Origin of the sequence: Spirosoma sp. 209 (genome assembly GCF_002006735.1) — a bacterium.
GTDB lineage: Bacteria > Bacteroidota > Bacteroidia > Cytophagales > Spirosomataceae > Spirosoma > Spirosoma sordidisoli.
The window spans coordinates 70,190-95,047 of record NZ_MVEC01000002.1; the positions used below are offsets into that span (position 1 = coordinate 70,190).

At 54.9% G+C, this 24,858-nt stretch carries 18 protein-coding genes; 9 read left to right on the plus strand and 9 right to left on the minus strand.

Annotation, left to right across the window (positions count from 1 at the left end):
- Positions 1–18: 18 nt before the first annotated feature.
- Positions 19–1,116 (minus strand): magnesium/cobalt transporter CorA, encoded by a 1,098-nt coding sequence (gene corA, locus B1C80_RS03510; RefSeq protein WP_077919682.1) that lies wholly within the window; start codon positions 1,114–1,116, stop codon positions 19–21.
- A gap of 130 nt (positions 1,117–1,246) precedes the next feature.
- On the opposite strand from corA, the gene B1C80_RS03515 reads away from it, so the two are divergent.
- The 3 genes from B1C80_RS03515 to B1C80_RS03525 all read left to right on the plus strand — a co-directional run bounded on the left by B1C80_RS03515 (position 1,247) and on the right by B1C80_RS03525 (position 3,665).
- Entirely contained in the window at positions 1,247–2,434 is a 1,188-nt protein-coding gene (locus B1C80_RS03515; RefSeq protein ID WP_077919683.1) for a hypothetical protein, read from the plus strand.
- 83 nt (positions 2,435–2,517) lie between these two features.
- On the plus strand, positions 2,518–2,958 hold the full coding sequence (locus B1C80_RS03520; protein WP_077919684.1) for a DUF882 domain-containing protein: 441 nt from the start codon (positions 2,518–2,520) through the stop codon (positions 2,956–2,958).
- A gap of 38 nt (positions 2,959–2,996) precedes the next feature.
- On the plus strand, positions 2,997–3,665 hold the full coding sequence (locus B1C80_RS03525) for a DNA-3-methyladenine glycosylase (protein WP_077919685.1): 669 nt from the start codon (positions 2,997–2,999) through the stop codon (positions 3,663–3,665).
- Here the strand turns inward: B1C80_RS03525 and B1C80_RS03530 are convergent.
- The 5 genes from B1C80_RS03530 to B1C80_RS03545 form a co-directional block, all read right to left on the minus strand.
- On the minus strand, positions 3,634–5,022 hold the full coding sequence (locus B1C80_RS03530; RefSeq protein WP_077919686.1) for a DUF4403 family protein: 1,389 nt from the start codon (positions 5,020–5,022) through the stop codon (positions 3,634–3,636). The two genes, B1C80_RS03525 and B1C80_RS03530, sit on opposite strands and share 32 nt — an antisense overlap.
- Positions 5,023–5,077: 55 nt before the next feature.
- Positions 5,078–5,230, minus strand: coding sequence for a FeoB-associated Cys-rich membrane protein (locus B1C80_RS28030; RefSeq protein ID WP_129602000.1), 153 nt, complete (start codon positions 5,228–5,230; stop codon positions 5,078–5,080).
- 130 nt (positions 5,231–5,360) lie between these two features.
- Positions 5,361–5,915 carry a YfiT family bacillithiol transferase gene (locus B1C80_RS03535; RefSeq protein ID WP_077919687.1) on the minus strand — a complete coding sequence of 185 codons (555 nt, stop codon included), beginning with the start codon at positions 5,913–5,915 and terminating at the stop codon, positions 5,361–5,363.
- Between the two features lie 338 nt (positions 5,916–6,253).
- Entirely contained in the window at positions 6,254–7,693 is a 1,440-nt protein-coding gene (locus B1C80_RS03540; RefSeq protein WP_077920083.1) for a family 43 glycosylhydrolase, read from the minus strand.
- A gap of 135 nt (positions 7,694–7,828) precedes the next feature.
- Positions 7,829–8,581, minus strand: coding sequence for an acetylxylan esterase (locus B1C80_RS03545; RefSeq protein ID WP_077919688.1), 753 nt, complete (start codon positions 8,579–8,581; stop codon positions 7,829–7,831).
- A gap of 670 nt (positions 8,582–9,251) precedes the next feature.
- Between B1C80_RS03545 and B1C80_RS03550 the strand changes: the two genes are divergently transcribed.
- From B1C80_RS03550 to B1C80_RS03560, 3 genes are read left to right on the plus strand one after another with little or no spacing between them, the layout of a single operon-like run.
- Positions 9,252–10,871 carry a vitamin K epoxide reductase family protein gene (locus B1C80_RS03550; RefSeq protein ID WP_077919689.1) on the plus strand — a complete coding sequence of 540 codons (1,620 nt, stop codon included), beginning with the start codon at positions 9,252–9,254 and terminating at the stop codon, positions 10,869–10,871.
- 12 nt (positions 10,872–10,883) lie between these two features.
- On the plus strand, positions 10,884–13,184 hold the full coding sequence (locus B1C80_RS03555; RefSeq protein WP_077919690.1) for a peptidase domain-containing ABC transporter: 2,301 nt from the start codon (positions 10,884–10,886) through the stop codon (positions 13,182–13,184).
- A gap of 11 nt (positions 13,185–13,195) precedes the next feature.
- Positions 13,196–14,539 carry an HlyD family efflux transporter periplasmic adaptor subunit gene (locus tag B1C80_RS03560; protein WP_077919691.1) on the plus strand — a complete coding sequence of 448 codons (1,344 nt, stop codon included), beginning with the start codon at positions 13,196–13,198 and terminating at the stop codon, positions 14,537–14,539.
- An 11-nt stretch (positions 14,540–14,550) separates the two neighbouring features.
- On the opposite strand, the gene B1C80_RS03565 is transcribed toward B1C80_RS03560, so the two are convergent.
- The 3 genes from B1C80_RS03565 to B1C80_RS03575 form a co-directional block, all read right to left on the minus strand.
- The gene (locus tag B1C80_RS03565) at positions 14,551–15,216 is read right to left on the minus strand and encodes a response regulator transcription factor (RefSeq protein ID WP_139361577.1); all 666 of its coding nucleotides are present in this window, start codon (positions 15,214–15,216) and stop codon (positions 14,551–14,553) included.
- Between the two features lie 211 nt (positions 15,217–15,427).
- The gene (locus B1C80_RS03570; protein ID WP_077919693.1) at positions 15,428–16,759 is read right to left on the minus strand and encodes a glycosyltransferase; all 1,332 of its coding nucleotides are present in this window, start codon (positions 16,757–16,759) and stop codon (positions 15,428–15,430) included.
- Positions 16,760–17,496: 737 nt separating this feature from the next.
- Positions 17,497–18,366 (minus strand): helix-turn-helix domain-containing protein, encoded by an 870-nt coding sequence (locus B1C80_RS03575; protein WP_077919694.1) that lies wholly within the window; start codon positions 18,364–18,366, stop codon positions 17,497–17,499.
- Positions 18,367–18,519: 153 nt separating this feature from the next.
- Here B1C80_RS03575 and B1C80_RS03580 point away from each other — a divergent pair, with 153 nt between their 5' ends.
- Genes B1C80_RS03580 through B1C80_RS03590 form a run of 3 tightly spaced genes read left to right on the plus strand, consistent with a single transcriptional unit; the run spans position 18,520 to position 24,815 of the window.
- Positions 18,520–20,004 carry a c-type cytochrome domain-containing protein gene (locus B1C80_RS03580; protein WP_077919695.1) on the plus strand — a complete coding sequence of 495 codons (1,485 nt, stop codon included), beginning with the start codon at positions 18,520–18,522 and terminating at the stop codon, positions 20,002–20,004.
- A 15-nt stretch (positions 20,005–20,019) separates the two neighbouring features.
- On the plus strand, positions 20,020–23,310 hold the full coding sequence (locus B1C80_RS03585) for a DUF1553 domain-containing protein (RefSeq protein WP_077919696.1): 3,291 nt from the start codon (positions 20,020–20,022) through the stop codon (positions 23,308–23,310).
- Positions 23,310–24,815, plus strand: coding sequence for a DUF1501 domain-containing protein (locus B1C80_RS03590; RefSeq protein WP_077919697.1), 1,506 nt, complete (start codon positions 23,310–23,312; stop codon positions 24,813–24,815). The genes B1C80_RS03585 and B1C80_RS03590 overlap by 1 nt, the downstream gene beginning before the upstream one ends.
- Positions 24,816–24,858 lie beyond the last annotated feature (43 nt).

Below are 24,858 nucleotides of genomic sequence, written 5' to 3' on the forward strand. Positions count from 1 at the left end.
AAGCAGATGCCCTTCTGATTACATCCAGCCCCGGCGCTTAAAGTAGATCACCTCGCCCACGGCGATAGCGGTCATAGCGGCCAGCGTCCAGAAATAACCGGTCTGGGTGCGTAGTTCAGGCATGTTATCGAAGTTCATGCCGTAGATACCGGCGATGAACGTCAGCGGAATAAAAATCGACGAAATAATCGTCAGTGTCTTCATAACCGAATTCATGCGGTTGTTTACAATGGAGTAGTACACATCCATCAGCCCCGCAATCTGCTCCCGGTATGACTCCAGGGTTTCAATAACCTGGTTCACGTGGTCGGCCAGGTCGCGCAGGAACGGCATGGTCGATCGCTGAATCAGGTCCGACTCTTCGCGCAGCAGGACGCCCAGCATGTCGCGAAGCGGGTTGACCACCCGCCGGATATAGGCCAGCTCCCGTTTCAGCTGGTAGAGCGTAGCCAGCGTCTGCTGGTTGGCCCGTTGCTGCACGATATAATCTTCCAACTCGTCCATTTTTTCACCGATCCGCTCGGTAATGACCAGGTAGTGGTCAACGATCAGGTCCATGAGCGCATACATCAGGTAATCAGGACCGTTCCGCCGGGTTTTACCCGACGACGCCTTGATCCGTTCGATGACGGGCTGAAAAATATCCATCGATCGCTCTTCCTGAAAGGTGATCAGGAAGTTTTTCCCCAGCACCAGACTGACGTGTTCGGCTTCGATCTCCTGTTGCCGCCGGTTGTGGTGCAGCATCTTGAGAGTCACGTATACAATACTCTCGTTAGCCTGCGTATCGTCGTAGAGGTCGACCTTAGGCTTCTGCTCCACGTTCATCACGTCTTCGAGCAGCAGCGGGTGCAGCTGAAACTGCTCGCCCAGTCGCTGCACCACTTTAGGCTCATGGATGCCGTCGACGTCGATCCAGGTGATGTGCGGAATCTCTTCGGCGGGCAGGCGGCACGCGCTCAGCCGCGCATTATCGTCGACGTGGTAATCGGTGCTGTTATAGTCGATGCGCTTGATGCGGGTGGCATGCTGAATTTCTTCGCCTACGTAGGTAAGCGTACCGGGCGATGTACCGAGCATTTTCTCGGCCGAACGGTACCGTCGGTGTTTCGACATAAAGGGGCGTTTACGCGTGATTCCCTGCGTTTCGGACTCGTCTCCGTGACTGCCTTATTTTTTACGACCCAAAGATAAACCAAGTCGGCTGGTAGGTGGTCAAATGAACACAAATTCGTAGTTTACGACCATGCACCGCCCTTCCTTACTCATCGTTATTCTTGCCGGTCTGGTTACCGCCTGTAGCAGCGGCCAGACGGCCCTTCGTCACGGCCAGTTCGATCTGGCCGTGCAGCGTGCTTCGTTCCGGCTCAACCAGAACCCCGGCCTGAGCAAACGGGGCCATCGGCTGGCCGGGCTGGTTCTGAAAGAGGCTTTTGAACGAGCCTACCGGCAACACCAGACCACGATCCAGCGCCTGTCGGCGGCCGATAAACCCCGCCCCGGCGAGCCCGGTCCGTTTCGCTGGGAAGCCGTTCATGCTGAGTATGAGCAGCTCCAGACCCTGACCGATAACGCAGCCCGGTGCCGCAGCTGCGCCGACTGGCTTTCGGCGTATCCGGCCTCGTATGCCGACCGCCAGAACGAGGTTCGGCAACTGGCTGCCGAAGATCGCTACGAGCTGGCCGAAGAAGCTTTCGCCTACCGGGAAGAGAACCGGCTCGCGGCCCGGGATGCGTATGCAAACTATAAGAAAGCCCTCGACTGGGTACCTGATTACCGACAGGCCCGGGGCAAGGCCGCTGATGCGTTCCCGTTCGCCATCCTGCGCGTGGTCGTCGAACCCCTCAGCCCGACGAATGAAATCAGTTCGTCTGACAACGCCGAGCTGGAAAAACTTATTTTTAACGAGCTCAGGCAGAACGACATCCCCGCCCCTCTGGTACGACTTTACCCGCCCACCGAAACCGCGGGCGACGGCTATCTCATTCATGAGGTGGTTCAGATGCAGGTGACAGACTACGACTCCTACGATGAAAACCGTTCTTCATCGACGACAACGGTCTACAGCAATCAGGAGTACAAAGTGGGTGAGAAAAAAATCAACGACTCCACCACCGTCGACATCATGGAAAAAGTGTCGGGTAAGCTGACTACCTACCGGCTGGAGATCAGCGCTGAACTCGCCCTCCGGCTGCGCGCCCTCGACACCCAGACCGGCCGCGAACGCTGGCACGACACCGTCTGGGAGACCCGCAGCTGGGTAACCGAGTGGCAATCGTTCAGTGGCGACAACCGGGCCCTTAACGGAAGCAGTCTCCTGTCGGCCAACCCATTCCCCCCGTCGCGCTGGGAACTGTACCGCAGCATGCGCGACGAACTGGCCAGCGATGTTGCCCGCCGACTCCGGACCCGATACGCCCGCGAGGAACCCTAACAACCTTTCTGCTTACATAGCTTCCAGTTTTTAAAATTCGATACTGGTATCTGCGTTTACGTTCATCCACACCCCAGTTCACCATGCGTATCATAAAAACTGCCGGTCTGCTGCTCGGTGTCATTGCCGCCTTGGTAGCGGCCTACCTGTCCATCAGTTACGCCCACTTATCTCCCAGCGTTCGGGCTAAAGAGCGGCTGCTGGCCAGCGCCCTCCGGAAAGCCGGGTACCAGCCCCGTTACTGGCTGATATCGGGCTACCGTCCCCCCTGGCTGAACCGGCTGATGCCCCTGTCAGCTAAAAAAAGCAGTCATCAGCAGGGTCTGGCTATCGATATTTGGGTAGGTGACATCAACCGGGACGGGAAGTGGACCGATGCCGATGTGCAGATCGTAGCCCGTCTGCTGGACAAACTGGACCAGACAAACCCGGCCAGCCAAGGCGGACTGGGACTTTATCATAAGTCGGCCCCCCGCATGGTCCACTTCGACGTATCGGGCAAACACCGGCATTGGGATTACTAACCGGGCCCTATCTTTACCGGCCCTAACGATTGCTTTTCATGGCTGACCCCGCCCTTCTTCATCTCGCCCAGGACCCGGTAATGGCCCGGATCATTGCCGCAACGCCGAGCCCGAAAATTTTTGGCGACTACGCCGACGACGTTTATCTGGCGCTGCTGGAAAGCATCGTTTCGCAGCAGATCTCGGTAAAAGCCGCCGACGCCATCTTCACCCGGTTTCGGGCGCTCTTTCCGGACGGGTACCCGCATGCCGATGCGCTGCTGGCCAAACCAAACGACGAGCTGCGCGGAGCAGGGCTGTCGGCCCAAAAGATCAGTTACCTCCGAAGCGTGGCGGAATTTTCGCTGAGCCGGGCGGGTCAGTCCGAAGAGGCCGAACTACTGGCGTTTGACCGGGCGCGCCTGGACCCGATGACCGATGAAGAGATCGTTCAATACCTGCTGCCGATCCGGGGCGTGGGCCGCTGGACAGTAGAGATGCTGCTTATGTTCGTACTGGACCGGCCCGATGTATTTCCGATCGACGATCTGGTTATCCGCCAGCGGCTTATCCGGGCGTACCCCGAACAGACGGAGGGGCTGACGGGCCGGGCGCTCTACAAGGTCATTCACCAGATTGCCGACGCCTGGCGACCCTACCGAACCACCGCTAGCCGCTACCTCTGGCGTTGGAACCCTACAGCCGTTTCACCAGCACCTGCACCTTAGACTGCACACTGATCAGGACCTGCACCCCGTCGGGCCGGACTACGATGCGCTGGGGTACCATACGAAACTGGTCTACATCCAGTGCCGTTTTCTCGCCCCCTTTGCTGCGCGCAAAAGCGGTTTCGATCTTGCCCGGAATCTGATCGATCTGGGTCCGGAGCGGAACGACCATGGCGGCCTGGAGGGTATCGCGCAAACGGTCGTGCAGAAGCCAGTCGGCCGTGGCAAAAATGCGTTCCTTAGTATCGACGTCGAAGTCAACGTATTCTACTTTGAGCGTGTTGTTGAGGGTGTCGTAGGCCGGCTGGCCCCGAAAGTAAAGCGTACCGTTGACGGAACCCCGCACGTCGGTCCGCAAAATCAGCGACCGTCCGTTGCCGTATACGGTAGCGTTCTTGACGGTAATATTTCCGCCGGCCAGCTCCAGCTTGCGCTCGGGCAAACTCCGGGTCAGCACCCGGTTCAGATCGGCATACGGAATAAACGCCAGCACCTGCAGCCGCGATGCGCCGGGCAGCTTGTTGCGCCGTTGCAGCCGGGGCAGCTTTTCCAGCTCAAGCTCAACCGGTCGGGGACCAACGCGCGTTTCGACCCGGAAGGCGATCTGCAACGGCACTGTAATACGTTGCCGGTTACCATAAACCGGGGCTGCGGCCACACTGAACGGACGCGGTATCAGCCATAACTCCTCGGGCTTGCGCGTAATCCGGAGGGGTTTCTGTACGTCGCGCCAGACTTTTCGGATGTGTTTATCGAGCCGCAGCTCGTTATGAACGGCTTTGTCGATGGCGAGTTCTATCTCGGCCTTGCGCTTGTTCAGGATTGTATCGGCCAGTTTGGTGATATTGACCCTGATACCCAGCAGCCGCACCGTGGGCTTCTGTATCCACTGGTAATTCTCGAAGCGCGAGCGGGTAGCCAATCGCCAGTTTTCGCCAACGGTCAGGGGCGATGCAAAATTGACCGACAGCGCGCACAGAGTCCGTCGTTTCCTGTGCTTGCGGAGACCGATGGGGTTGCTGTACCAGACTTTCAGCGGAGCCGACAGATACACCCGCTGTCGGTCATACCGAATCTGTACCGGACCGGTCCGCTCGACCCGCAGCCGCCAGGCCTCCCCTTTCTTGCCTTCAAACGTTTCTTCCGTAACCAGCACCGGGTTGAGCGACTGGTTGATCTTGCGTTCGAGGTCTTTGATCTGGAAGGTAATATCTCCCGCCACATACGAAATAGGATCAGGTATGGCTGGTTCAAAATCCTGCTGGGCCGGCGCTTTGGACCGAACCCGGTTACAGCTAACCGAAAGGCTAAAAGCCAGCGCAAAAACAATAAATCCGATGATCCGTTGAGCATTCATTTGCTACAACAAACCATCGGATTGCCAAAATGTTAGCCTACTAAAAAAGTAGTCTTTATTTCCGAATAAGTACTTTAGGCGCCGAATCCGTTTCGCAACCGCATCCTTTACCACAACCAGCCTGTTTTACCGCCACCGACCGGTAAGCTCGCCAGCCCAGATAGCCCAGTGCCAGTCCCAACAAAAGTAGTATGATCAGCTCCTGCATGACAACGCGATTGTAACGATGAATGATAAACGATAAACGCGATTGAGATCAATATCATTCATCATTCATCATTCATCATTCATCATTCATCATTCATCATTCATCATTCATCATTCATCATTCATAAAAATCATTTCCAGCCGTTGCGCTCGGCGAGTCGGTTGATATGCTGGTAGTGGTGCTCGCTATGCCAGGCGTAATGAGCGGCCTGCTCGGCGAGGGTGTAGGTATAGCCGCTGCCGGGATGGTAAAACGTACGGGCCAGACCCGCTTCGTCGAGCTGGCTCAGCACAGCCACCCAGCGCTGGTGCAGACTACGCAGAATAACCAGCGACGGCGCGATATCGAGCCGTGAGTCGGGCAGCGTGGCCCAATCGCCTTCTTCGTAGGGTTTTATGGTTGGATTGGCTTCGGTCAGGGCTAGCTTGGTTCGTATGTAGCCGTTCATGTGGCTATCAGCCACGTGGTGTACCAGTTGACGGACAGTCCAGCCTTCGGGGCGGTAGGGCGTATCGAGCCGGTCGTCGCCCCACTTTCCCACTAGTTCGGTTAGCTTTATGGGTAACTCGTCGAGGCCGACGATATGCTGGCTGGTTTCGGCAGTACTGTAGGACTGGCCGAAGGTAAATGTACCGATCGGGTACCGAAGCGCGTTAAAATCCTGCGTAGATGATCCGATATTCATTTTTAAATTGAACTGGGTTAGGTCGACACATGTATCTGGGGGTGTGAAGTACGTTTTTTATCGGGAAACCGCATCATATTAACCAGAATACCCCAAAAGTTGTCTATAGTCTATGCAGGCTCGTAGCAACAGAGTTTATCAATCTGCTAGCACTGGATTACCATGGTCGTACGATCAACTTGTTACGAACTGCACACGGTCACATTGATAGACGAGGCAAGCCATGTGGACAAGCTGACAGGTTTTTGCAGCCTGTAGAAGAAAATAGCCCGGCCACGGTGCCTGCTGACGGCAACTGGCTGGCCCCAAACCAACAACCGGCTGTCACTTTTTGGGGCTTAGTGTTCCCTAAAATTCCATTTGGAATTATCGCTGTTGACATCGAATTCCGCCAGTGTCGGGGTGCTATCTCCCGAAGAGACCAGCGCCAGCTTCTTTTTTGAATTTGGCACGATCTTAGGCATTATCCGGTAACTGCCGTCTGTCAGTTGATCGATTCGCCACAACTGTTCAGGGGCACCGGTAAACGCCGGTACCGTTGTTAGTTCGGCATCGGCAGTAGCCGCCAGGGCCCGATCGGTTCCGGCCAGCACGATCTTGTAATAGGGTCCACCCAGATAGCCGGTGGTATCCGGCGCATCGGTAATGGTCCATTTCTGGTGGGGGCGCGCCATATAGTCGCCTATTCTTACCTTGATCTCTCCGGTTGGCCAGTTTTTCACGACATCGGCTAATTGCTGGGCCGGAACGGGCTTTATGGGGTCGTTGCTGGGCTGGCCAAAGCCGCGTACAACGGGCATTCGGGTGAAATCAACGGCCAGTTCGAGACCATAGCCTCGTCGGACCGATTCGATTTCATACGTACCTTCTCTGAACTTTTCACCGGCAAGCGGCCACCCGTCTTTCCAAACCACCGGCAGTATGCCCAGCACACTTCGACCACCCTGCTCCAGATCGGCTTCGTAATGGAGAGACATTTTTTCAACTCCTTGCTCCAGTATGATGTGGCCAAAATGCCCGGGGCCAATCAACCCTCCCCGGGTAGCCACTACCAGTTTACCGCCCCCTTCCAGCATGCTTCGGCCTACGTTATCGAGGTAAGGGCCGGTTATTTTTTTAGATCGACCCACTACCACATTGTAGGTCGAGTTGGCCCCATCGCAGCAACTGCCGTGCGTGGCCAGCAGGTAGTACCAGCCGTCGCGGTAGACGAGTGTGCTGGCTTCGCAGACGATGGCTACATCTACCGGTTTGTTCCCGGCCTTGAGTTTCCCGGTTTTGGGGTCTAGCTCAATCAGGCGGGTATAGCCAAAATAGGTACCGTAGGTGAGCCATAGTCGCCCGGTAGTCGGGTCCAGCATCAGGCCGGGATCAATGGCGTCATTCTCTTCGTAGCCATCGGAGGTCGCTACCACAATCGGTTCGGAGTACTTGAAGTCAGGGGATTTAGGGTCCAGACTCTTGTTCCACATGGTCAGAATAGCGCCTTTGTGGCTGGGAGAACCACCGGTGGCTCCGTAGACAACCAGGTAACGATCCCCAATTTTGAGAACGTCGGGGGCCGCTCCCCCACCCGGCCTTACCCCACCACCGTACCAGGTCCAGCCATCGTCAGAGATCAACCCGCCACCGCCGGTGCCGAAGGTGAAATACTTACCGTCACATGCAGCGATCGTTGATGGATCGTGGATAAACGGTCTTCCGATCTGGGCTAGTACGGTTTGCGTTATCAATAAGACAAGTAAGGTTATCAGGCCAGTTACGTGCATTCGTTTCATGAAGCGGTTCGTTTTACTACCATGGGGTTTTATCAGGAGGGCTTTTGTCATACCGACGGAAGGGTCTCTGGGAATTCAGAAAGTAAATCCTTCCATTATCAGGATGACAAAAAATGGATGCCATCAGTTAGCCAATTACTCGGATCCAATTCGGAAGTTTTTCACGGGTGTCCCTTTTTCGTCCAAAAAGCGAACGCAGAAATTAGCCATACCCGGCCCGTTTATGACGGCTCCCCGGATGATGTTTCGTCCCTTCTTCAGCGTTAGTCGGGCCGAGGTGCCATTATCGGCAATCATGTCCCGGTCGCCGGAAAGCAGCAGGGCTTCCTGACCATTCAACCACCACATGCTGCCGGAATTACAGCCTGCCGCCATCCGGACATTTTGCATTTCTTCGGGGCAATCGATGACCGTGACCAGCCAGACCAGTATGCCGTATTTGGGCTTGTTAAGGGCGTAGGTAAAATGGTATAAATTGACGTTGAAAGCCTTGCTGTCCAGCGCGTACCACCTTAGTTCCTGAGTTCCCACCTTTACGGTTTCGCCAGACCGGGGAACGGTGGCATAATCGCTGGAGAAGTTATCGGCCGAAAACGTGGTTCTGAGGTAGTTGTCGGTGAATATATTATTTCGGGCGATATCTTTCTTCACGGGTTCCAGCATCAGCCACCGCTGAATAAAGCCCCTAGCGTCCGGTGTTTTTTGGGCGGCAGAGGCCGGTATGAAGTGTCGGGATAGCGTATGGGTCGTATCGCCTTTTATCGGTATGGGCGGGAGCGGAAGTCGCTGACCCGGTCCCTGCGCAAAGGCGGTAAAGCCACCGGGTTGGCAGGCGGATAAAGCGACCAGAGTTACCCCCAGCAGCCAGGGGTTGCGTAGTCCATTCATAGCAGATTTCTCGGGTAAGGGTCCGTGTTTCTACAGTAAGCGTAGTTTGGCCAAACCTACTTAGTGAAGCGAATCTACCAGAACGAAGACCGGTTAAAGCATCATAAAAGTCTATCTGACAATACGATGATAATCTGTACGCACAGCATAGCCTCCTGGCAAATCAGTACGGTGTGCCGACAGGCCTGGGATACGGTGAAAATGAGTGAGCCAGGATTGATCCTGCATCCATTCAACAAAAGGCAAGGCCATTATACACCCTTGCACTATTGAGCGACATCTGCCAGTGACTAGTATATGTTGCCTAGTCATAAGGCCTATAATTGAAACAGTACGCTCATTGCTGTCACTTTTGCCGGAGTCTACTTTTGTAGTCATCCTCCACTGAAAACGGCAATGAAAACGAAACGCAGGCTAACGGATGGGCTTCTTCGCAAAAAGAGCCTTTACAGAAAGCGGTCCCGTGGCCGCAGCTCATACCGATTCGAGCCAGACAGAACAGGTTGCTCAGGCTGGTGCTCGTATGGTTAGCAGGCGGCCAGCATCCATCCCTGCCCAAGCGTGTAAATGTATTCTGAGTATCAGTACTGACCAGCCAGCTGCTTTTCGTGGATGGCTGCACTTCCTCACGACGACATTAGGAGACTAACAATACCGTTGACACTTCATCATGGAAACGAACCAACAGCATATAATCAAGGTAGTCCAACACCTGCTGGAAGGGCTAAACGTACGGGTAACACGCCGAACTGTTCGCCAGGCGCTTGAGTCGCATCCTGCCTTTCCGAGCCTGGCGAGTTTAACCGACGTCTTTAGTGAATGGGGCATCGAAACAATGGCCGTTTGCCTGTCAGACAGCCACCTGCTGGAAGTCAGTTATCCGTTTATTGCCCAGCTGGACACCAACGACGAGGTGGAGTACGTGGTAGTGACCCAGGTTCAGGGAGCTGAGATTGTCTATTTTCATCCCCAGGCGGGTTTGGTTCGCGAGCCCATCGCGACGTTTGGTCGGCGCTGGCAGGGGATCAGCCTGCTGACCGAAGCCAACAAAACCTCGGGAGAGAGCCAATACGAGGCTAAGCATCGGCAAGAAGTGCAGGCATCATATCGGCGCCCGTTCTTTTATACCGCCCTCACCTTGCTGGCTATGTTGATCGCCATACAGGCTCCCTCCTGGTCCTGGTTAGCGCTGTTTGCGGGTAACGTGTCCGGTCTTTTCGTGTGTGTCGCCCTCTGGTCCGAAGAAGCCAGCCAGAGTGCTTTTTCGTACCTGAAAAAACTATGCGGTATCAGTCCCAAAACGGATTGTCATCAGGTCGTTAATTCACCAGCGGGAAAACTGTTTGGCTGGTTCAGCATGGCCGAGATTGGGCTTGTTTATTTTGGTAGCTGCCTATTGGCAATGGCCTGGGGTGGGGCGCTGGTGGTGAGCACACTGGCGTGGCTGAACGCTGCTGCACTGCCCTATACAATTTTTTCGGTGAGCTATCAGGCGTTCGTCCTGCGTAAATGGTGTACACTTTGTCTGATTGTGCAGATCACCCTTTGGCTTACTTTCGGCCTGCACGGCTGGGTAGCCAATGGCTATGGGACGGCCTTTACCAGCGTTTCGGTAGCAAGTCTGCCGCTGGTAGCCGCTGCTTTTCTACTGGTGAGCCTGACCTGGGTTTTTGTTAAGCCACTTCTTGAGCATACGCGAACCATCCGGCTGACCGAACGGGCGCTGGCTCGGTTCAAACGCAGCGATACGCTGTTTGTTACCTTGCTGGACGCCCAACCCGTAGTTGCCATGGAGACAATGCCGGCCGAACTGGTGTTGGGAAATCAGGATGCGCCCGTTACGATTACAGTTGTCAGTAATCCCTTCTGTGTACCCTGTGCCGATGCGCACGCTATACTAGAGAAGATACTGGCTATCTACCCCGACGAGGTACGGGTTATCGAGCGGTTTGCCGGCAATACCCGGCCGGAGTACTCCGACTCCAATCGCATAGCGCAGCACTTAATTGGACTAAGCGGGCAGCCCATTCTCCAGGAGGCTTTGCACTCGTGGTATACCCATAAGGATTTTGAGCTACTGCAGGCAGCTTATCCCGCCGATCCCACCATTGACACTGCCAGGGCCCACCACCAGCACATGGCTTGGTGTGACAGGACCAAAATAGAATATACACCATCCGTTTTCGTTAACGGGCGATTGCTGCCCGACTTGTTTACAATCAACGACTTACTGGTGCATCTGCGGTACGTCATAAGCCGTTGCGAGACATCCGGCGTTCTGACTCACTAATCGAAAGAACCAATGGCTTTTCCTTTCTTTCGCCAGTACGATCTAATGGATTGCGGGCCGGCCTGCCTCCGCATGGTTGCCCGCTATTATGGCCGGCAGTACAGCCTGCAATCCCTGCGGGAGAAAATAGATATGAGCCGGGAAGGCGTTTCACTGCTGGGTATAAGTGAGACAGCTGAAGCGCTTGGTTTTCGGACAATGGCGGTAAAGATTTCCTTCGATCAACTTTTTTACAAAGCTGTGCTGCCCTGCATTGTACATTGGCAGCAGAATCATTTCATCGTTGTCTACCGAACCCAGAAAAGCCGATTGGGCTGGCTGGCTTCGCCACGGCGCGTGTTTGTGGCCGACCCGGCGCTGGATCTACTCGAACTGACAGAAGAAGAGTTCCTGGATGGATGGGTCGGCACTGACCGTTCGGAGAAAGCAACGGGTGTAGCCCTGTTGATCGAGCCCACGCCCGCCCTGGTCGATCTGGATGACGAACCGCGCACCGGAGCCGTGGGCTTTAGCCGTCTGTACGGGTACCTCTGGCCATATCGTTCTCTGTTGATTCAGTTAGTTCTCGGCATGCTGGTTGGTAGTGGCCTGCAACTAATCCTTCCCTTCCTGACCCAGTCAATTGTCGATGTTGGCATCAATACCCACAATATTGGTTTCATTCATCTGGTACTTTTTGCCCAGCTGGCGCTGTTTGCCGGGCGGACCACTGTCGATTTTATCCGGAGCTGGATTCTGCTGCATGTCAGTGCGCGCATCAATCTGCAACTGCTCTCCGATTTTTTCATCAAGCTGATGAAGCTCCCCATGTCCTACTTCGATGTCAAGATGATGGGTGACATCATGCAGCGCGTTGGCGACCACCAGCGGGTTGAGAATTTCCTGACGGGCCAGACGCTGTCAACCCTTTTTTCGGTCCTGAATCTGGTGGTTTTTGGTCTGCTGCTGGCGGCCTATAACTCGACCATTTTCTTAGTCTTCCTGGTGGGCAGCGTCTTGTATGGCCTTTGGGTAAAGCTCTTCATGAAGCAACTCCGCAAAATCGATTACCGCTTATTCGATATGTCGGCGCGGAGCCAGGGGGCATTGGTGCAACTGATTCAGGGAATGCAGGAAATAAAGCTGCACAACTGCGAAAAATCCAAACGGTGGGAATGGGAGCAGCTACAGTTAAAGCAACATCGGGTGCAGATTAAAACACTGGCGCTGAGCCAGTATCAGCAAGCCGGGGCGTTTTTTATCCACGAAGGAAAAAACATATTCATTACTTTTTTGTCCGCTCAGGCCGTTATTGAAGGCAACCTGACCTTAGGTGGCATGCTGTCCGTACAATATATCATTGGTCAGCTCAACAGCCCCATTGAGCAGCTGATCCGGTTTGCTCAATCCTGGCAGGAAGCGCAGATCAGCTTAGAGCGACTCAATGAGATTCACCAGTTAGCGGATGAGGAACCGGTCGATACACCGCTGGTAACCACCCTCCCTGCCCGGGGAGGTATCCGGCTACAGGATGTGACATATAGCTATCCCGGCGCCGGCAACGGGCCTGTACTCCAGGGAGTCAGCCTGCGTATTCCGCCGGGAAAAATAACAGCCATTGTCGGATCGAGTGGTAGCGGAAAAACTACGCTGCTAAAGCTGCTGCTGAAAGTATATGATCCGACCGCCGGTGAGGTGTTGATTGGCGAACCATTGCCCCATACCACCCGATCGCGTTCGGCTCAGGGACCAGCATCGCCCACGCCCAACGCCCGGCCGGGTAATGCCTCGGGACTACGGCTTAGCCAGATCAGTCATCGGGCCTGGCGCAGAGAGTGCGGTGTTGTCATGCAGGATGGATTCATCTTTTCGGATACCATACTACGGAATATTGCGGTTGGCGACGAGTACCCCGATCCGGCAAACGTGAGTCATGCCCTGCACATTGCGAATCTGCAGGATTTTATCGACACACTCCCCCTGGGGCTGAGCACAAAAATTGGGGCAGAAGGAAACGGGCTTAGTCAGGGCCAGAAACAACGGATTCTGATTGCCCGGGCGGTCTATAAAAATCCCCAATACATCTTCCTCGACGAGGCAACCAATGCGCTGGATGCTAATAATGAACGGATTATACAGGAAAATTTAAACGACTTTTTCCGCGGGCGTACCGTCATTGTTGTAGCCCACCGGCTCAGTACGGTAAAGCATGCCGACCAGATCATCCTGATGGATAAGGGTCGTATTGCCGAAATCGGTACGCACGCCGAATTGACCGCCCGACGGGAGGGCTACTTTCATCTGGTCAGAAATCAACTCGAATTAGGAAATTGATTCAAACGCATATGATCCCATCGCCCCGAACCGCAGCAAAGACATCAACCCGGCCCCCGGAACCGCCAGCCCGGGTCACTTATGATGCCGCCGGACGGTCAGACGCGCTGAGCGAAGTACTCGCTCACCCCCCGTCGTCCATTGTACGATGGGGTACGTCCGTATTCCTGGGGGCGCTGATTTTGTTACTGGCCGGGGCCTGGCTAATCCACTACCCAGACGTTATTCAGGGCACGGTACTGATCACGACGGAACGCCCTCCGCTCAAACTGCTGGCCAAAGCCAATGGACGCTTAACGGCACTCCTGGTTCATGACAATGCGATGGTGAAGCGGGGAGCGCTACTGGCCGAGATTGAAAATACGACCCGGCTGGAAAACGTACCGGCATTACGGCGGTTCATAACCGACGCCCGCCAGTTTCTGAACGACCCAACTCTTCCGTTACCCCTACTGGCCGACCACACAACGCTGGGCGATGTGCAGGAAGACTATAATCAGCTTGTGAAAAGTTACCGGGACTATAAACGCCTGCTCACCGATGCCTATTACGGTCAGCAGGCGCGTACACTGCGTCAACAAATTGGTGACTATCAGCAGCTCATTGACCTCAACGAGCGACAGCTAGCCCTCATTGAGCAAGAGTACACGAATGCCGACCAGACCTACCAGATAAATGCATCCCTGTATCGACAAAAACTATACGCCCGGCTGGAGTTTCTGGCTATGGAAAACAGCTATCTGCAAAAGAAGAAAGAACGGGAAAGTTTCCGGAAAATTATTGTCGAAAACCGCCTGACCCTGACGGATAAACACCAGCAACTCTCCGAACTAACCCACCAGTTTTTACAGCAGACCCGCGCCCACCGCGACAAGATCGACCAGCACATTCGCAGCATTGAGAATGCCCTGCAGATCTGGCAGCATACCTACCTGCTCACGGCCCCCGCTGACGGCAGAGTCCTTTTCCTTAAGCAACTGAACCAGGATCAACCGGTTCGTACGGCAGATACACTGTTTGCTCTATTGCCGGCCATCCAGCAGCCATTTGTGGGGTTTGTCACAGTAGCTGCCCCTGGTACCGGTAAAGTAGAGGTTGGCCAGTTGGTTATTCTTAAACTTAATGATTTCCCGGCCCGCGAGTATGGCGTACTGCGGGGGCGGGTAACCGCCATTTCCCCCACAACGACGCCTGGTCGGTACCGGCTCAGCGTGAGCTTACCCAATGGGCTGCTCAGCAGCTACGGCCAACAGCTTAAGGTTAACTCGGAAGCCTCGGGTTCGGCGGAAGTGGTTACCAACGACCTGCGACTACTGGAGCGGGCTTACCAACGTTTACGGGGAGGGATCGAATGATGAAGCAATTTCTAAGTCAAGGTGTCATACATCGATAACGCGTAAGGCAGCAGTTGGTGATGGCCCTGAAGGTTCAGCTTTTTCATGATGTTATGCCGGTGATTGTTAACAGTAGCCACACTTCTGCATATGCGGTCCGCAATCTGATTATTAGTGAAACACTGTGCAATCAGACACAAAATCTCCCGCTCGCGACTACTAAGCCGGTTAAGGTCACTCATCGTGGCCGGTTTGGGAGGCAATTTGGCCGCCAGTTCTTCAACTACCTGATGCGCCAGCGGAGTAACGTATTCGCGGTTCTCCAAAACCTCCTGTACGCAATAGAACAACTCGGCAAAGCCCGAGTTGACAAACAAATACCCTTTCACATTTAACTTGAGAGCTTCCGCCAGGAAATCGGGCCGACGGCTTTTTGCATAAATAATGCACTTAATCGGCATCCGGTGTTCTTCAATGTAGCGCACAATGTCAATACCGCTAAGACCCGGCATTTCGGCACCTAATATGACCAGGCTTGGGTATTGTTGCTGAATGAGCTTTAGTGCTTCACGCCCGTCTGTTATGCAGCCGCGCACATAAAGTCGCCTGGCCTGTAACGATTCTTTCAATGTTTCGCACAATAACATATCCTGCTTCGCGATCAGGATACCACCAGGTGGAATTGGTTGAGTTAGCATGGAGTAAGGAAGTATCAATAAGAGATATCGCAATACTACATTTTTGTTGCAGAATAGTACAACTATTTCCCTAATTATATTCGCAATAAAAATAGATTTAACAAATTGACTATGAGTATATTATTATCACAACTGACAGTTATACTTTCGCCCGATCGAGTTGCGCATACAGGGCTGATGGTTGCTCTTGCGATAAAAATAGTTGAACTAGTTAATAAAGATCTGCCTGTACGGGAGCATGTACTTGCTGTTGGCTGTCGATAGTGGCCTTGAGCTGGCTTATCCTTGTCTTAAACGTATCATCAGCCAGCAACTGGTCGACTCGCAGTCGGATTACAGACGCCGGATCGCTGATCTGGCAACGCAGTCCAATTTTATGGTAAACGATACGGGCTATATTACCGGGCGTATCTTTATGTATATCGGCAGGGTTATCGATTCCCAGCATCGGAACAGTGGCCGCCATGCATTCTTTTATTGAGTTGAGGCCACCATGAGTAATCATCAGCGCACAATGGGGAAGTAGCGCTTGCTGGTTGAGGTAGCTGACCACCTGTATATTAGCCGGAATGGCAGCCGGATCAAATGCGTCGCTGGCCAGGGAGCGGCCTGTTGAAATCACCACCTGGTAGGTGGGTAGCCCACCCAATGCTTTTAGTAGCTGATGAATAAACTGGGTGTATTGTGCGGCATCATTACCCGCCAGCGTACCAATTCCGCAGTAAATCAATGGGACACCCGGTCTTTTCTGTGCCAGTATGGCTTTGGTTGTATCATCCATCGGCTGAGCATCCTGATTCCAGTAATGCAGCACCCGCTCATCGGCCGAGTGTCTGATCCAGGGATACTCGAACGTATCGTCCATCAGAATCAATGTCTTAACCCCAGGCAAGACATCATAGCAATACATAGCCGACTGGCGACTAGACCGAACGGCTACCCCTAAACGTTTGGAAAGTCGGCGCTGAAAATAGTCGTCAGTTCGGCCCGTAAAAGCAACAGCATTGACTCCCTGACGAATGGTTTTTGTCAGAAATTGCCGAATCCAGAGGTATCTGCAATACCACGAACTACCCCAGCCACCACTGGCCACGTATCCCGAATTCAGCGGAGGAACGTGAGCCGCCCGGCGCGTAGATAATTTTGTGTTGATCAGATAGATAGACGAGATAAAGGACTTAAAATAAGCATAGTAGTGGTTCAGGTGCTCGTCGAGGTAGATAACATCGGGCTGTTGTGATTGGTACAGCTTATGTGCAGCCGCGATACCCTGTACAAATTCACGATAACGGGCTCGCAGGAAGCCAGGATCAGTAGCCGACTTCAGGAAAGTACCAAGAAAACTGGTCAACGTAGTTACTTCATAGGTGGGCATGTAGGTAAACGGCACGAAGTCAAAGCCATTTCGTACCACGAGGTCAGCGACAGACGGTGTACCCCCAAAGACAATCGTAAAGCCCCGATCACGCAGGTCATTGGCCAGTCCGAAGCAGGGCGTGTAATGACTGGGCGTGGGCAACATTAAAAATAAGGCTTTTTTCATATTCGCTCACCTCTACGCCCGGCCGGTACAGGGTATGCCGAAGGGGCACGATACTGATGACAACCTATGACGTGTATGACAAGGGGGTTTAAGAAAAAGGGAACGCTCGGTACTACGAAGTACGAGCGTTCCTGGGGTTGGTTTTAATTACAGGGAGGGAAGTTCGGAAGCGTGTTGCTGCAGCCTGAACCGCCACCACCACCGCCTGGAGGTCCACAAAGTGTTGAGCAATCCCCTGGGGTACCACTGGGGAAGCCGATGAGTGAGCCATTACAGACGCAGTACCGGGTGCTGCCTCCTTTAATACTTTTTATCTGCTCCCTTGACAGTAGCGCATTGGCGAGTTCCTGAATTTTCTTTTTCATGTGTTACTTGTGACTATGTTTGTTGATGAAGCATGTACTGGTTTCCAAGACCGCATCTTCCGTGCACTGAATATCGGCCTTAGTATGGATCAAAGGTAGGCTCCTGCGCTTCGCTCATCAATAAGCGATATAGTTCATTTATTGGCACTAACAGTAGTAGAAGCCTATCAGTTTTTATGCATGTATATCTACAACTCAGCTTATTTCAGTGTCTTTGCCCCACTTTTTTGTGAACGGATTTCGCCGTTATTCAGTAAACAAGTAACCGTTGGCGTTCAAGACAATCAGGCCATCCACTCGTTCAGGGTTACCCTATCTTCCGAACAATTCAGAGAGCACCCGGTCGGCCATGGTAACGCGCTTACCTAATGATCAGATCTGGCGACCCTGCTTCCGGAACTGGCCCGGTGAAACACCAAACCGGCGCTTAAACAACCGGGAAAAATAATAGATGTCGGCAATGCCCACCTGTTCAGCGATAGCCTGTAAGGTCAGCGAGCTTGTCATCATCAGCAGCTGCGCCCGCTCCAGCCGTTTGTTGATGATGTAATCGATGGGACGTATGCCCAATAATTTCTGAAACTGGCGGGAAAAATAGTCCGTATTCAGGTGCTGAAGAGCCGCGAGTTGCTCCACGTTGATTTTTTCGGCCAGATGGGTATGGATGTAATTCAGCACCGATCGTAGCTGGATACGAGCCCCGGCCTGCTGGCTGAGGTCGTCGCTCTGGACCCCTACAAACCGGGAAAGTAGCTGTAAGAGAATGCCCTGCGTTTCCAGAAGCTGACCGGCCGACTGCCCAGGCCCGGATTGATTGAAACTGAGCAGGTTTGGCTGGTTATCGTACACCTTCGGATCGATGTTCTGAAGGCTCCGTGCCGGGTTAAGCGCCAGCAGCCGCTCAAACACCCGTTGGTCGATCTCCAGCGCCGGCATCTCATAGCCAAAGGGAAGTACATCAAATACAGACAGGCCGTTTTCGGTCTCCTCCAGCATGGATACGTAAAACTGCGTCATGCGGCTATCGCAGTGATAGCGGCTGAGTGAAAAACTCGGAATCAGATAAAGCCAGCCTGGCCGTAGCGTGAACTTCTGTTGATGGTGCCATACCCAGGCTTCGCCATCCGTAACCAGGTAAAGTCGACTGAACGGGCTGATAACGCCATCAAACTGCCACTCAGCTCCTAATTGCGTATAGCCACAGTGCAATAACCGGAGCTTAAGCGTTAACAGTGCATCCATACAAATCAGTCCAGATTGGTGATATATACCCGTTTACAGTAATCAAAAGTCGGATTTGTGCAAATTAATTACAACTGCGTTCATTGTACAGGCTGACTTTAGCCACTACTTTTGAGTCAATTGCATCCCGGAATCAGTCAATTGTACTGCTATATGCCTTCTACCGAACTTTGGGGTCGTCTTCATCCGCTGCTGGTGCATCTGCCCATCGGCATCCTGCTGTTTGCAGTAGGCTTGATGGTCTACGGTCGGCTGAAGAAGCTGGACGTCGAAGCAGCCGTGTCGTTAGCCTGGGGCCTGGGGGCCGCATCGGCCCTGCTGGCCTGCGGGGCGGGCTGGTTACTGGCTCAGTCCGGAGATTACGATGCCGACATGGTGGCCAGGCACCAGTGGACCGGGTTAGCGACAGCCGGACTGGCCACCCTGACGTTTTTGTTGAAACAGTACCGGTGGCCAGTGGCCTTCATCACGGTTGGGCTGCTCACCCTGGCGGGGCATTACGGCGGTAACCTGACCCACGGTCAGGATTACCTATTTCCTGATACCAGGCAACTGGTCGAACAGGAACCGGCGGCTCAGCCAGCCATAGTTTCTCAACCCGCTGCCCTGCAAACCGACTCGGTCGATAGCCGCGATAAGCCGATTATTCGACGAACGTTTTTGTACCGGGATCAGGTAGTGCCGATTCTGAAAACAAAATGCTATAGCTGCCACTCTGCCACCAAGAAAAAAGGCGGCTTACGGCTCGACACCGAGGTGTTTATCAGGCAGGGCGGCAAAAATGGCAGCATCCTGACGGCGGGTAATGCGCAGAAAAGCAAGCTGTTTACGTATCTGCTGTTGCCCGAAGGTGACGATAACCACATGCCTCCGAAAGGCAAGCTGCAGCTGACTCCCCAGCAAATTACGACGATATACCACTGGATTCAGAAAGGCGCTTCCTTCAGCGAACAGGTCGATACCCTCCAACCCACCCGGCCGAACCAGCTGGTCGCCCTTGCGGACGTGATTCCATCTTTACCCCTCGCACGCTCAGCCGACTCCAGCCACTCAATAGCGGACGAGATCGGGCCCCGGCCCATTAGTCTGGAATCGACCGTGTTGGCCCGGCCGGTCGATGCAGCCAGTCCGACAACACTTGCCAGACTGACCCAACAACAGGTGTCGCTGTCGAAACTGACCGATGGTGCCAACTATTTGTCGGCCAACTTCGTCAACGTAAAAACCTATAGTCCGGCCCTGCTGGCAGCCCTGGGCGAAGTAGGCGCACAGGTGGTTCATCTGCGGTTGAGCGGCCAGCCGGTGACCGATGCGGATCTGGATCCGCTGGCTTCGCTGACGAACCTGACCCGGCTCAATCTGGCCCGTACGTCCATAACCGATAAGGCATTGACTGCCCTGACGGGCCTGCCGAATCTGGAACAGCTAAACCTGTACGGGACGGCCGTAACCGATGAAGGGCTGGCTATCCTGGCCCGTTGCCCGAATTTAAAAGTCGTCTATCTGTGGCAAACGAAAACCACTCCCGAAGGGATTGAACGGCTGCAAAAGCGCCGGCCCAATCTGAAAATAGACACCGGAACGGTACAGCTGGCCCGGCCAGGCGTGGCCCGACCTGATTCAACTAAAATCCTATAAACGTGACGAGTTGGCATGATACGATACATCCTTTTCGTTCTGACCAGTACAAGCTTGTCCTTCTGGTGGCTCCAGTCGCCAACGGAAGGGGTACGGGCACCCGCCGACGAGGTTAAACTCCCGGCCGACGTGTCGGCGGCCTATGATAAGCTGCCTGCCCAGCTGGACTACAACCAGCACGTAAAGCCCATACTGTCGGATAAGTGTTTTGCCTGTCATGGCCCGGATAAAGCCAAACAGAAGGCTGGCCTGCGGCTCGATAGGGCGCAGGCGGCTTACGGACCGCTACCCGAAAATCCGGGTAAGGTGGCCATCAAGCCCGGCAGCTGGCAAAAAAGCGAAGCGGCCCTGCGTATCCTGTCTGGTGATCCGGACTATCAGATGCCCACCCCCAAATCGCATCTGTCTCTGTCGGCCGTTGAAAAAGCAACCCTTTTAAAGTGGATTAAAGACGGAGCCGTTTACAAACCGCACTGGGCCTTCGTGAAGCCCGACCGGAAAGCCGTACCGACCATCAGTCAGCCCACGGCTTCCCCCGCGGTCAATGAAATCGATCAGTTTATCTTCAGCCGATTAGCGCGCGAGAAATTGGCACCATCGCCCGAAGCGCCTAAAGAGCTGTTGCTGCGTCGGTTATCGCTCGACCTGACTGGCTTGCCCCCCACCCTGGCCGAGCTGGATGCCTTTGTCAACGATACCAGTCCCAACGCCTACGAAAAACAGGTAGACCGGCTACTGGGGTCGCCCCATTACGGGGAAAAGATGGCAACCGACTGGCTCGATCTGGCCCGCTTTGCCGACTCACATGGCTATACCGTTGACCGCCTGCGCGATATGTCGCCTTATCGTGACTGGGTTATTCGGGCCTTCAACCAGAACATGCCGTACCGTACGTTCATTCACCACCAACTGGCGGGCGATCTGATGAAAGGTGATACGCCCCTCCGCCCTGCCGGTAGCTCACCCACCCGCGACATGATGATTGCCACGGCTTTTAACCGGCTTCACCCGCAAAACATGGAGGGGGGTATCGTGGAAGAGGAGTTTCAGACCGAGTACGTTATGGACCGGACTAACACCCTGGGCGATGCGTTCATGGCCATTTCGCTGGGGTGCGCCCGCTGCCACGATCATAAGTACGACCCGATTTCGCAAAAAAATTATTACGAGCTCTACAGCTTCTTCAACAACGTGCGCGAAGCGGGGCAGATTTCCTGGAACGATGACCTGCCCACACCCACCATGCTGTTACCCACCGAGCGGCAGGACGAACTGATTCGGTTCATGAAGTCGAAGATTTCTGAGCAGCAGTCAACCGTTGCGCAGGCCGAAACCAGCGCAAAGACGGCCGCCGGGCAATGGATAGCGGCCAGGGCCTACCAGAAACTGGCTCCCCAGACAGTACCCCAGCAGGGCCTGCAGGGTTTCTACACCTTCGACGATTCGCTGACGAACCGCGTAAACCCGAAGCAGAAAGGCGTCATGAAACGCGACGCAGGAGACCCGGATAAACCTGTTTTTGAACGAACAAACCGGGGGCAGGTGCTGCTGCTGAACGGCGATGCCTATGCCGACCTGAAGGATGTGGGCGTATTTCGGCAATCGGACCCGTTTTCTGTTGGTCTGTGGGCCTGGTTCCCGAGGAGCTTCAGGGAAGGCGTTATTTTCCACAAGGGCAATGCCGAGCGGCTCTACAACTTCAAAGGATATCACTTGTTGTTGAAAAACAACCGCCTGGAGATCAGCCTGGCGCACACGGCCCCTTCGAACGCCATTACGCGGCAGAGCCAGGGGCCCATCCCCCGTGAAACCTGGGTGCAGCTAACGATGACCTACGACGGTTCGTCGAAAGCCGATGGCTTACGGCTCTACCTTAACGGAACGGAGCAGCCCATGATAACAGTGGTCGATCAGTTGCAGAAAGACATTATCTTTTTCGAGCAGAAAGAACCGGCCCTGCAACTGGGGGGCTGGTGGCGCGGGCTGGGCTTTAAGGGCGGCAAGGTAGATGACGTGGTCGTATATGACCGCCCGCTGACCTCCTTCGAAATCGGTGTGTTAGCCCGAAAAACAAACTGGGCCACGCTGGCCGCTAAAGCGCCTGCCGACCTCAGCGAACACGACAGGTCTGTCCTGCAGGCCTATTACCTGTCGGCCGAAGACGCCGGGCTGAACGCGGCCCGGCAGGAACTACGCAAACGCCGGACGGCCCTCAGCGATTCGATGCGCCACGTGGCCGAAATTATGGTGATGCAGGAGATGCCGACGCCCAAAAAGACGTTCCTGCTGCAACGCGGTCAGTACGATATGCCGGGGCAGGAAGTCTTCCCCAATACGCCGGACGCGATCCTCCCTTTTCCGGCCAACCGCCCAAAGAACCGACTGGGCCTGGCCGAGTGGCTAACGGATGCCAACCATCCACTGACGGCCCGCGTTGCGGTGAACCGCTACTGGCAGCATTTCTTCGGCACGGGCCTGGTCAAAACCGCCGAAGATTTTGGCAATCAGGGCGAGATGCCCAGCCACCCCGAACTACTCGACTGGCTGGCTGTGACATTCCAGCAGGACTATAACTGGGACCTGAAGCGGTTGGTGAAGCTGATGGTGATGTCAGCAACGTACCGGCAGGATTCACATACCAGCCCTGCGCTACGGGAGCGGGATGCGGAGAACCGGCTCCTGGCCCGAGGACCGGCCACGCGGCTCTCTGCCGAGATGATGCGTGACAATGCCTTGCTGGCCAGCGGCCTGCTCAACCCCGCCATTGGTGGCAAGAGCGTGAAGCCCTACCAGCCCGACGGCCTGTGGGAGATCAACAGCATGACCTACAAGGCCGACTCGACCGACGCTGTGTACCGCCGGAGTTTATACGTAGTGGTTAAACGGTCTGTGCCCAACCCGACGCTGGCCACCTTCGACGCCCCGGCGCGGAATAGCTGCCTGGTACGTCGGCAACGGACAAACACGCCCCTACAGGCGCTCGTAACACTTAACGACCCCACGTTTGTCGAAGCGGCCTGCGTACTGGGCGAACATATGGCGGGCCAGACCGATACAGAGCAGGCCATAACCCAGGCCTACCGCCGGCTAACGGGTCGGAGGCCCCTGGAACGGGAGCTGACGCTGCTGACAAAGCTGCAACAGACTGAGTACGAGAAATTCAGGACCCATCCGGCCAAAGCAGCTGGCTGGCTTAAAGCCGGGTTACACCGCCCCAATGGCAACCTGGACCCGGCGCTGATCGCGGCCAATGCGGTGGTTGCCAGTACGATTATGAATTCGGATGCAACGTTAACCAAACGCTAATGACCTCTTCACCGCATCACGACGACCCCGGGCGGCCTTTCGCAGCCCGGCTGCAAACGCCCGATCTGGCCGCGCTGAACCAGACGCTCGACCGCCGGAATTTTCTGCGCCGTACGGCCTCGGGTCTGGGAGGGCTGGCGCTGGGTACCCTGCTAGGCAACCAGGCCGCTGGCGCACCCGCGAACGAGCAGGCCCTCGACGCCTTTCGCCAGCGCGTAGCGCCCCGGGCCAAACGGGTCGTTTATCTGTTCATGGCGGGGGGACCATCGCAATTCGAAACCTTCGACTATAAGCCCAGGCTGATAAACATGCTGGGTAAAAGTCTGCCCGATTCGGTGCGCCAGGGGCAGCGGCTAACGGGTATGAGCGCCAACCAGGCGGCCCTGCCCATTGCACCATCCCTTTACAAATTTGCCCAGCACGGCAAAACCAGGACGTGGGTAAGCGAGCTGCTGCCGTATACGGCGCAGGTGGTGGATGAGCTGTGTCTGGTCAAATCGCTGTACACCGAGCAGATCAACCACGACCCGGCCATTACGTTTTTTCAGACGGGCCATCAACTGCCCGGCCGGCCGTCGATTGGTTCGTGGGTGAGTTACGGATTGGGGTCGGAGAATCAGAACCTGCCGGCTTTCATTGTCCTGGTGTCGAAAAACGCATCGAAAGATCAGCCGCTTTACGCCCGGCTGTGGGGCAATGGTTTTTTGCCGTCAGAATATCAGGGCGTGCAGTTCCGCGCCGGTAAAGACCCCGTGCTGTTTCTCAACAATCCCGAAGGCTACGACGGTGCCGATCGGGAGGAGATGCTCACTTATCTGACCCAGCTCAACCAGCTGCAGAACGAAAGCTGGGGCGACCCCGAAGTGAATGCCCGCATTTCGCAGTACGAAATGGCCTTTCGGATGCAGACATCGGTACCGGAGGTGATGGACACCTCGACCGAGCCCGATGAGGTATTTGAGCTGTACGGACCCGACAGCCGCGACAAAGGCACCTACGCAGCCAACTGCCTGCTGGCCCGGAAGCTACTGGAGAAAGACGTGCGGTTTGTGCAGCTTTACCACCAGGGCTGGGATCACCACGGCTCTCTGCCCAAAGGCATGAAGAACCAGTGCCAGCAGATCGATCAGGCCACGGCCGGACTGATCGTGGACTTAAAACGCCGGGGACTGCTGGACGATACGCTGGTCGTCTGGGGCGGTGAGTTTGGCCGGACGGTTTATTCTCAGGGCAGGCTGACGACCGCCGATTACGGCCGCGATCACCATCCGCGCTGTTTCACCATGTGGATGGCCGGGGCGGGCGTGAAAGCCGGGTTCTCCTACGGCCAAACCGACGATTTCAGCTACAACGTCGTTAGAGACCCGGTACACGTTCATGACTTTCAGGCTACGTTGCTACACCTGATGGGCATCGACCATGAACAACTTACCTACAAATACCAGGGACGCCGATTTCGCCTGACCGATGTGGAGGGTAAACTTGTGAAAGGCATTCTGACCTAATGACCCATAAACAAATCGCTACGTCAACCCCTGGCCGGTACAC

Coding starts and splice junctions, on each gene's coding strand:
- B1C80_RS03515 (WP_077919683.1), top strand. CDS start 1,247: ATGCACCGCCCTTCCTTACTCATCGTTATTCTTGCCGGTCTGGTTACC.
- B1C80_RS03535 (WP_077919687.1), bottom strand. CDS start 5,915: ATGAATATCGGATCATCTACGCAGGATTTTAACGCGCTTCGGTACCCG.
- B1C80_RS28030 (WP_129602000.1), bottom strand. CDS start 5,230: ATGCAGGAGCTGATCATACTACTTTTGTTGGGACTGGCACTGGGCTAT.
- corA (WP_077919682.1), bottom strand. CDS start 1,116: ATGTCGAAACACCGACGGTACCGTTCGGCCGAGAAAATGCTCGGTACA.
- B1C80_RS03580 (WP_077919695.1), top strand. CDS start 18,520: ATGCCTTCTACCGAACTTTGGGGTCGTCTTCATCCGCTGCTGGTGCAT.
- B1C80_RS03530 (WP_077919686.1), bottom strand. CDS start 5,022: ATGAATGCTCAACGGATCATCGGATTTATTGTTTTTGCGCTGGCTTTT.
- B1C80_RS03540 (WP_077920083.1), bottom strand. CDS start 7,693: ATGAAACGAATGCACGTAACTGGCCTGATAACCTTACTTGTCTTATTG.
- B1C80_RS03550 (WP_077919689.1), top strand. CDS start 9,252: ATGGAAACGAACCAACAGCATATAATCAAGGTAGTCCAACACCTGCTG.
- B1C80_RS03565 (WP_139361577.1), bottom strand. CDS start 15,216: ATGCTAACTCAACCAATTCCACCTGGTGGTATCCTGATCGCGAAGCAG.
- B1C80_RS03525 (WP_077919685.1), top strand. CDS start 2,997: ATGGCTGACCCCGCCCTTCTTCATCTCGCCCAGGACCCGGTAATGGCC.
- B1C80_RS03585 (WP_077919696.1), top strand. CDS start 20,020: ATGATACGATACATCCTTTTCGTTCTGACCAGTACAAGCTTGTCCTTC.
- B1C80_RS03590 (WP_077919697.1), top strand. CDS start 23,310: ATGACCTCTTCACCGCATCACGACGACCCCGGGCGGCCTTTCGCAGCC.
- B1C80_RS03560 (WP_077919691.1), top strand. CDS start 13,196: ATGATCCCATCGCCCCGAACCGCAGCAAAGACATCAACCCGGCCCCCG.
- B1C80_RS03545 (WP_077919688.1), bottom strand. CDS start 8,581: ATGAATGGACTACGCAACCCCTGGCTGCTGGGGGTAACTCTGGTCGCT.
- B1C80_RS03575 (WP_077919694.1), bottom strand. CDS start 18,366: ATGGATGCACTGTTAACGCTTAAGCTCCGGTTATTGCACTGTGGCTAT.
- B1C80_RS03555 (WP_077919690.1), top strand. CDS start 10,884: ATGGCTTTTCCTTTCTTTCGCCAGTACGATCTAATGGATTGCGGGCCG.
- B1C80_RS03570 (WP_077919693.1), bottom strand. CDS start 16,759: ATGAAAAAAGCCTTATTTTTAATGTTGCCCACGCCCAGTCATTACACG.
- B1C80_RS03520 (WP_077919684.1), top strand. CDS start 2,518: ATGCGTATCATAAAAACTGCCGGTCTGCTGCTCGGTGTCATTGCCGCC.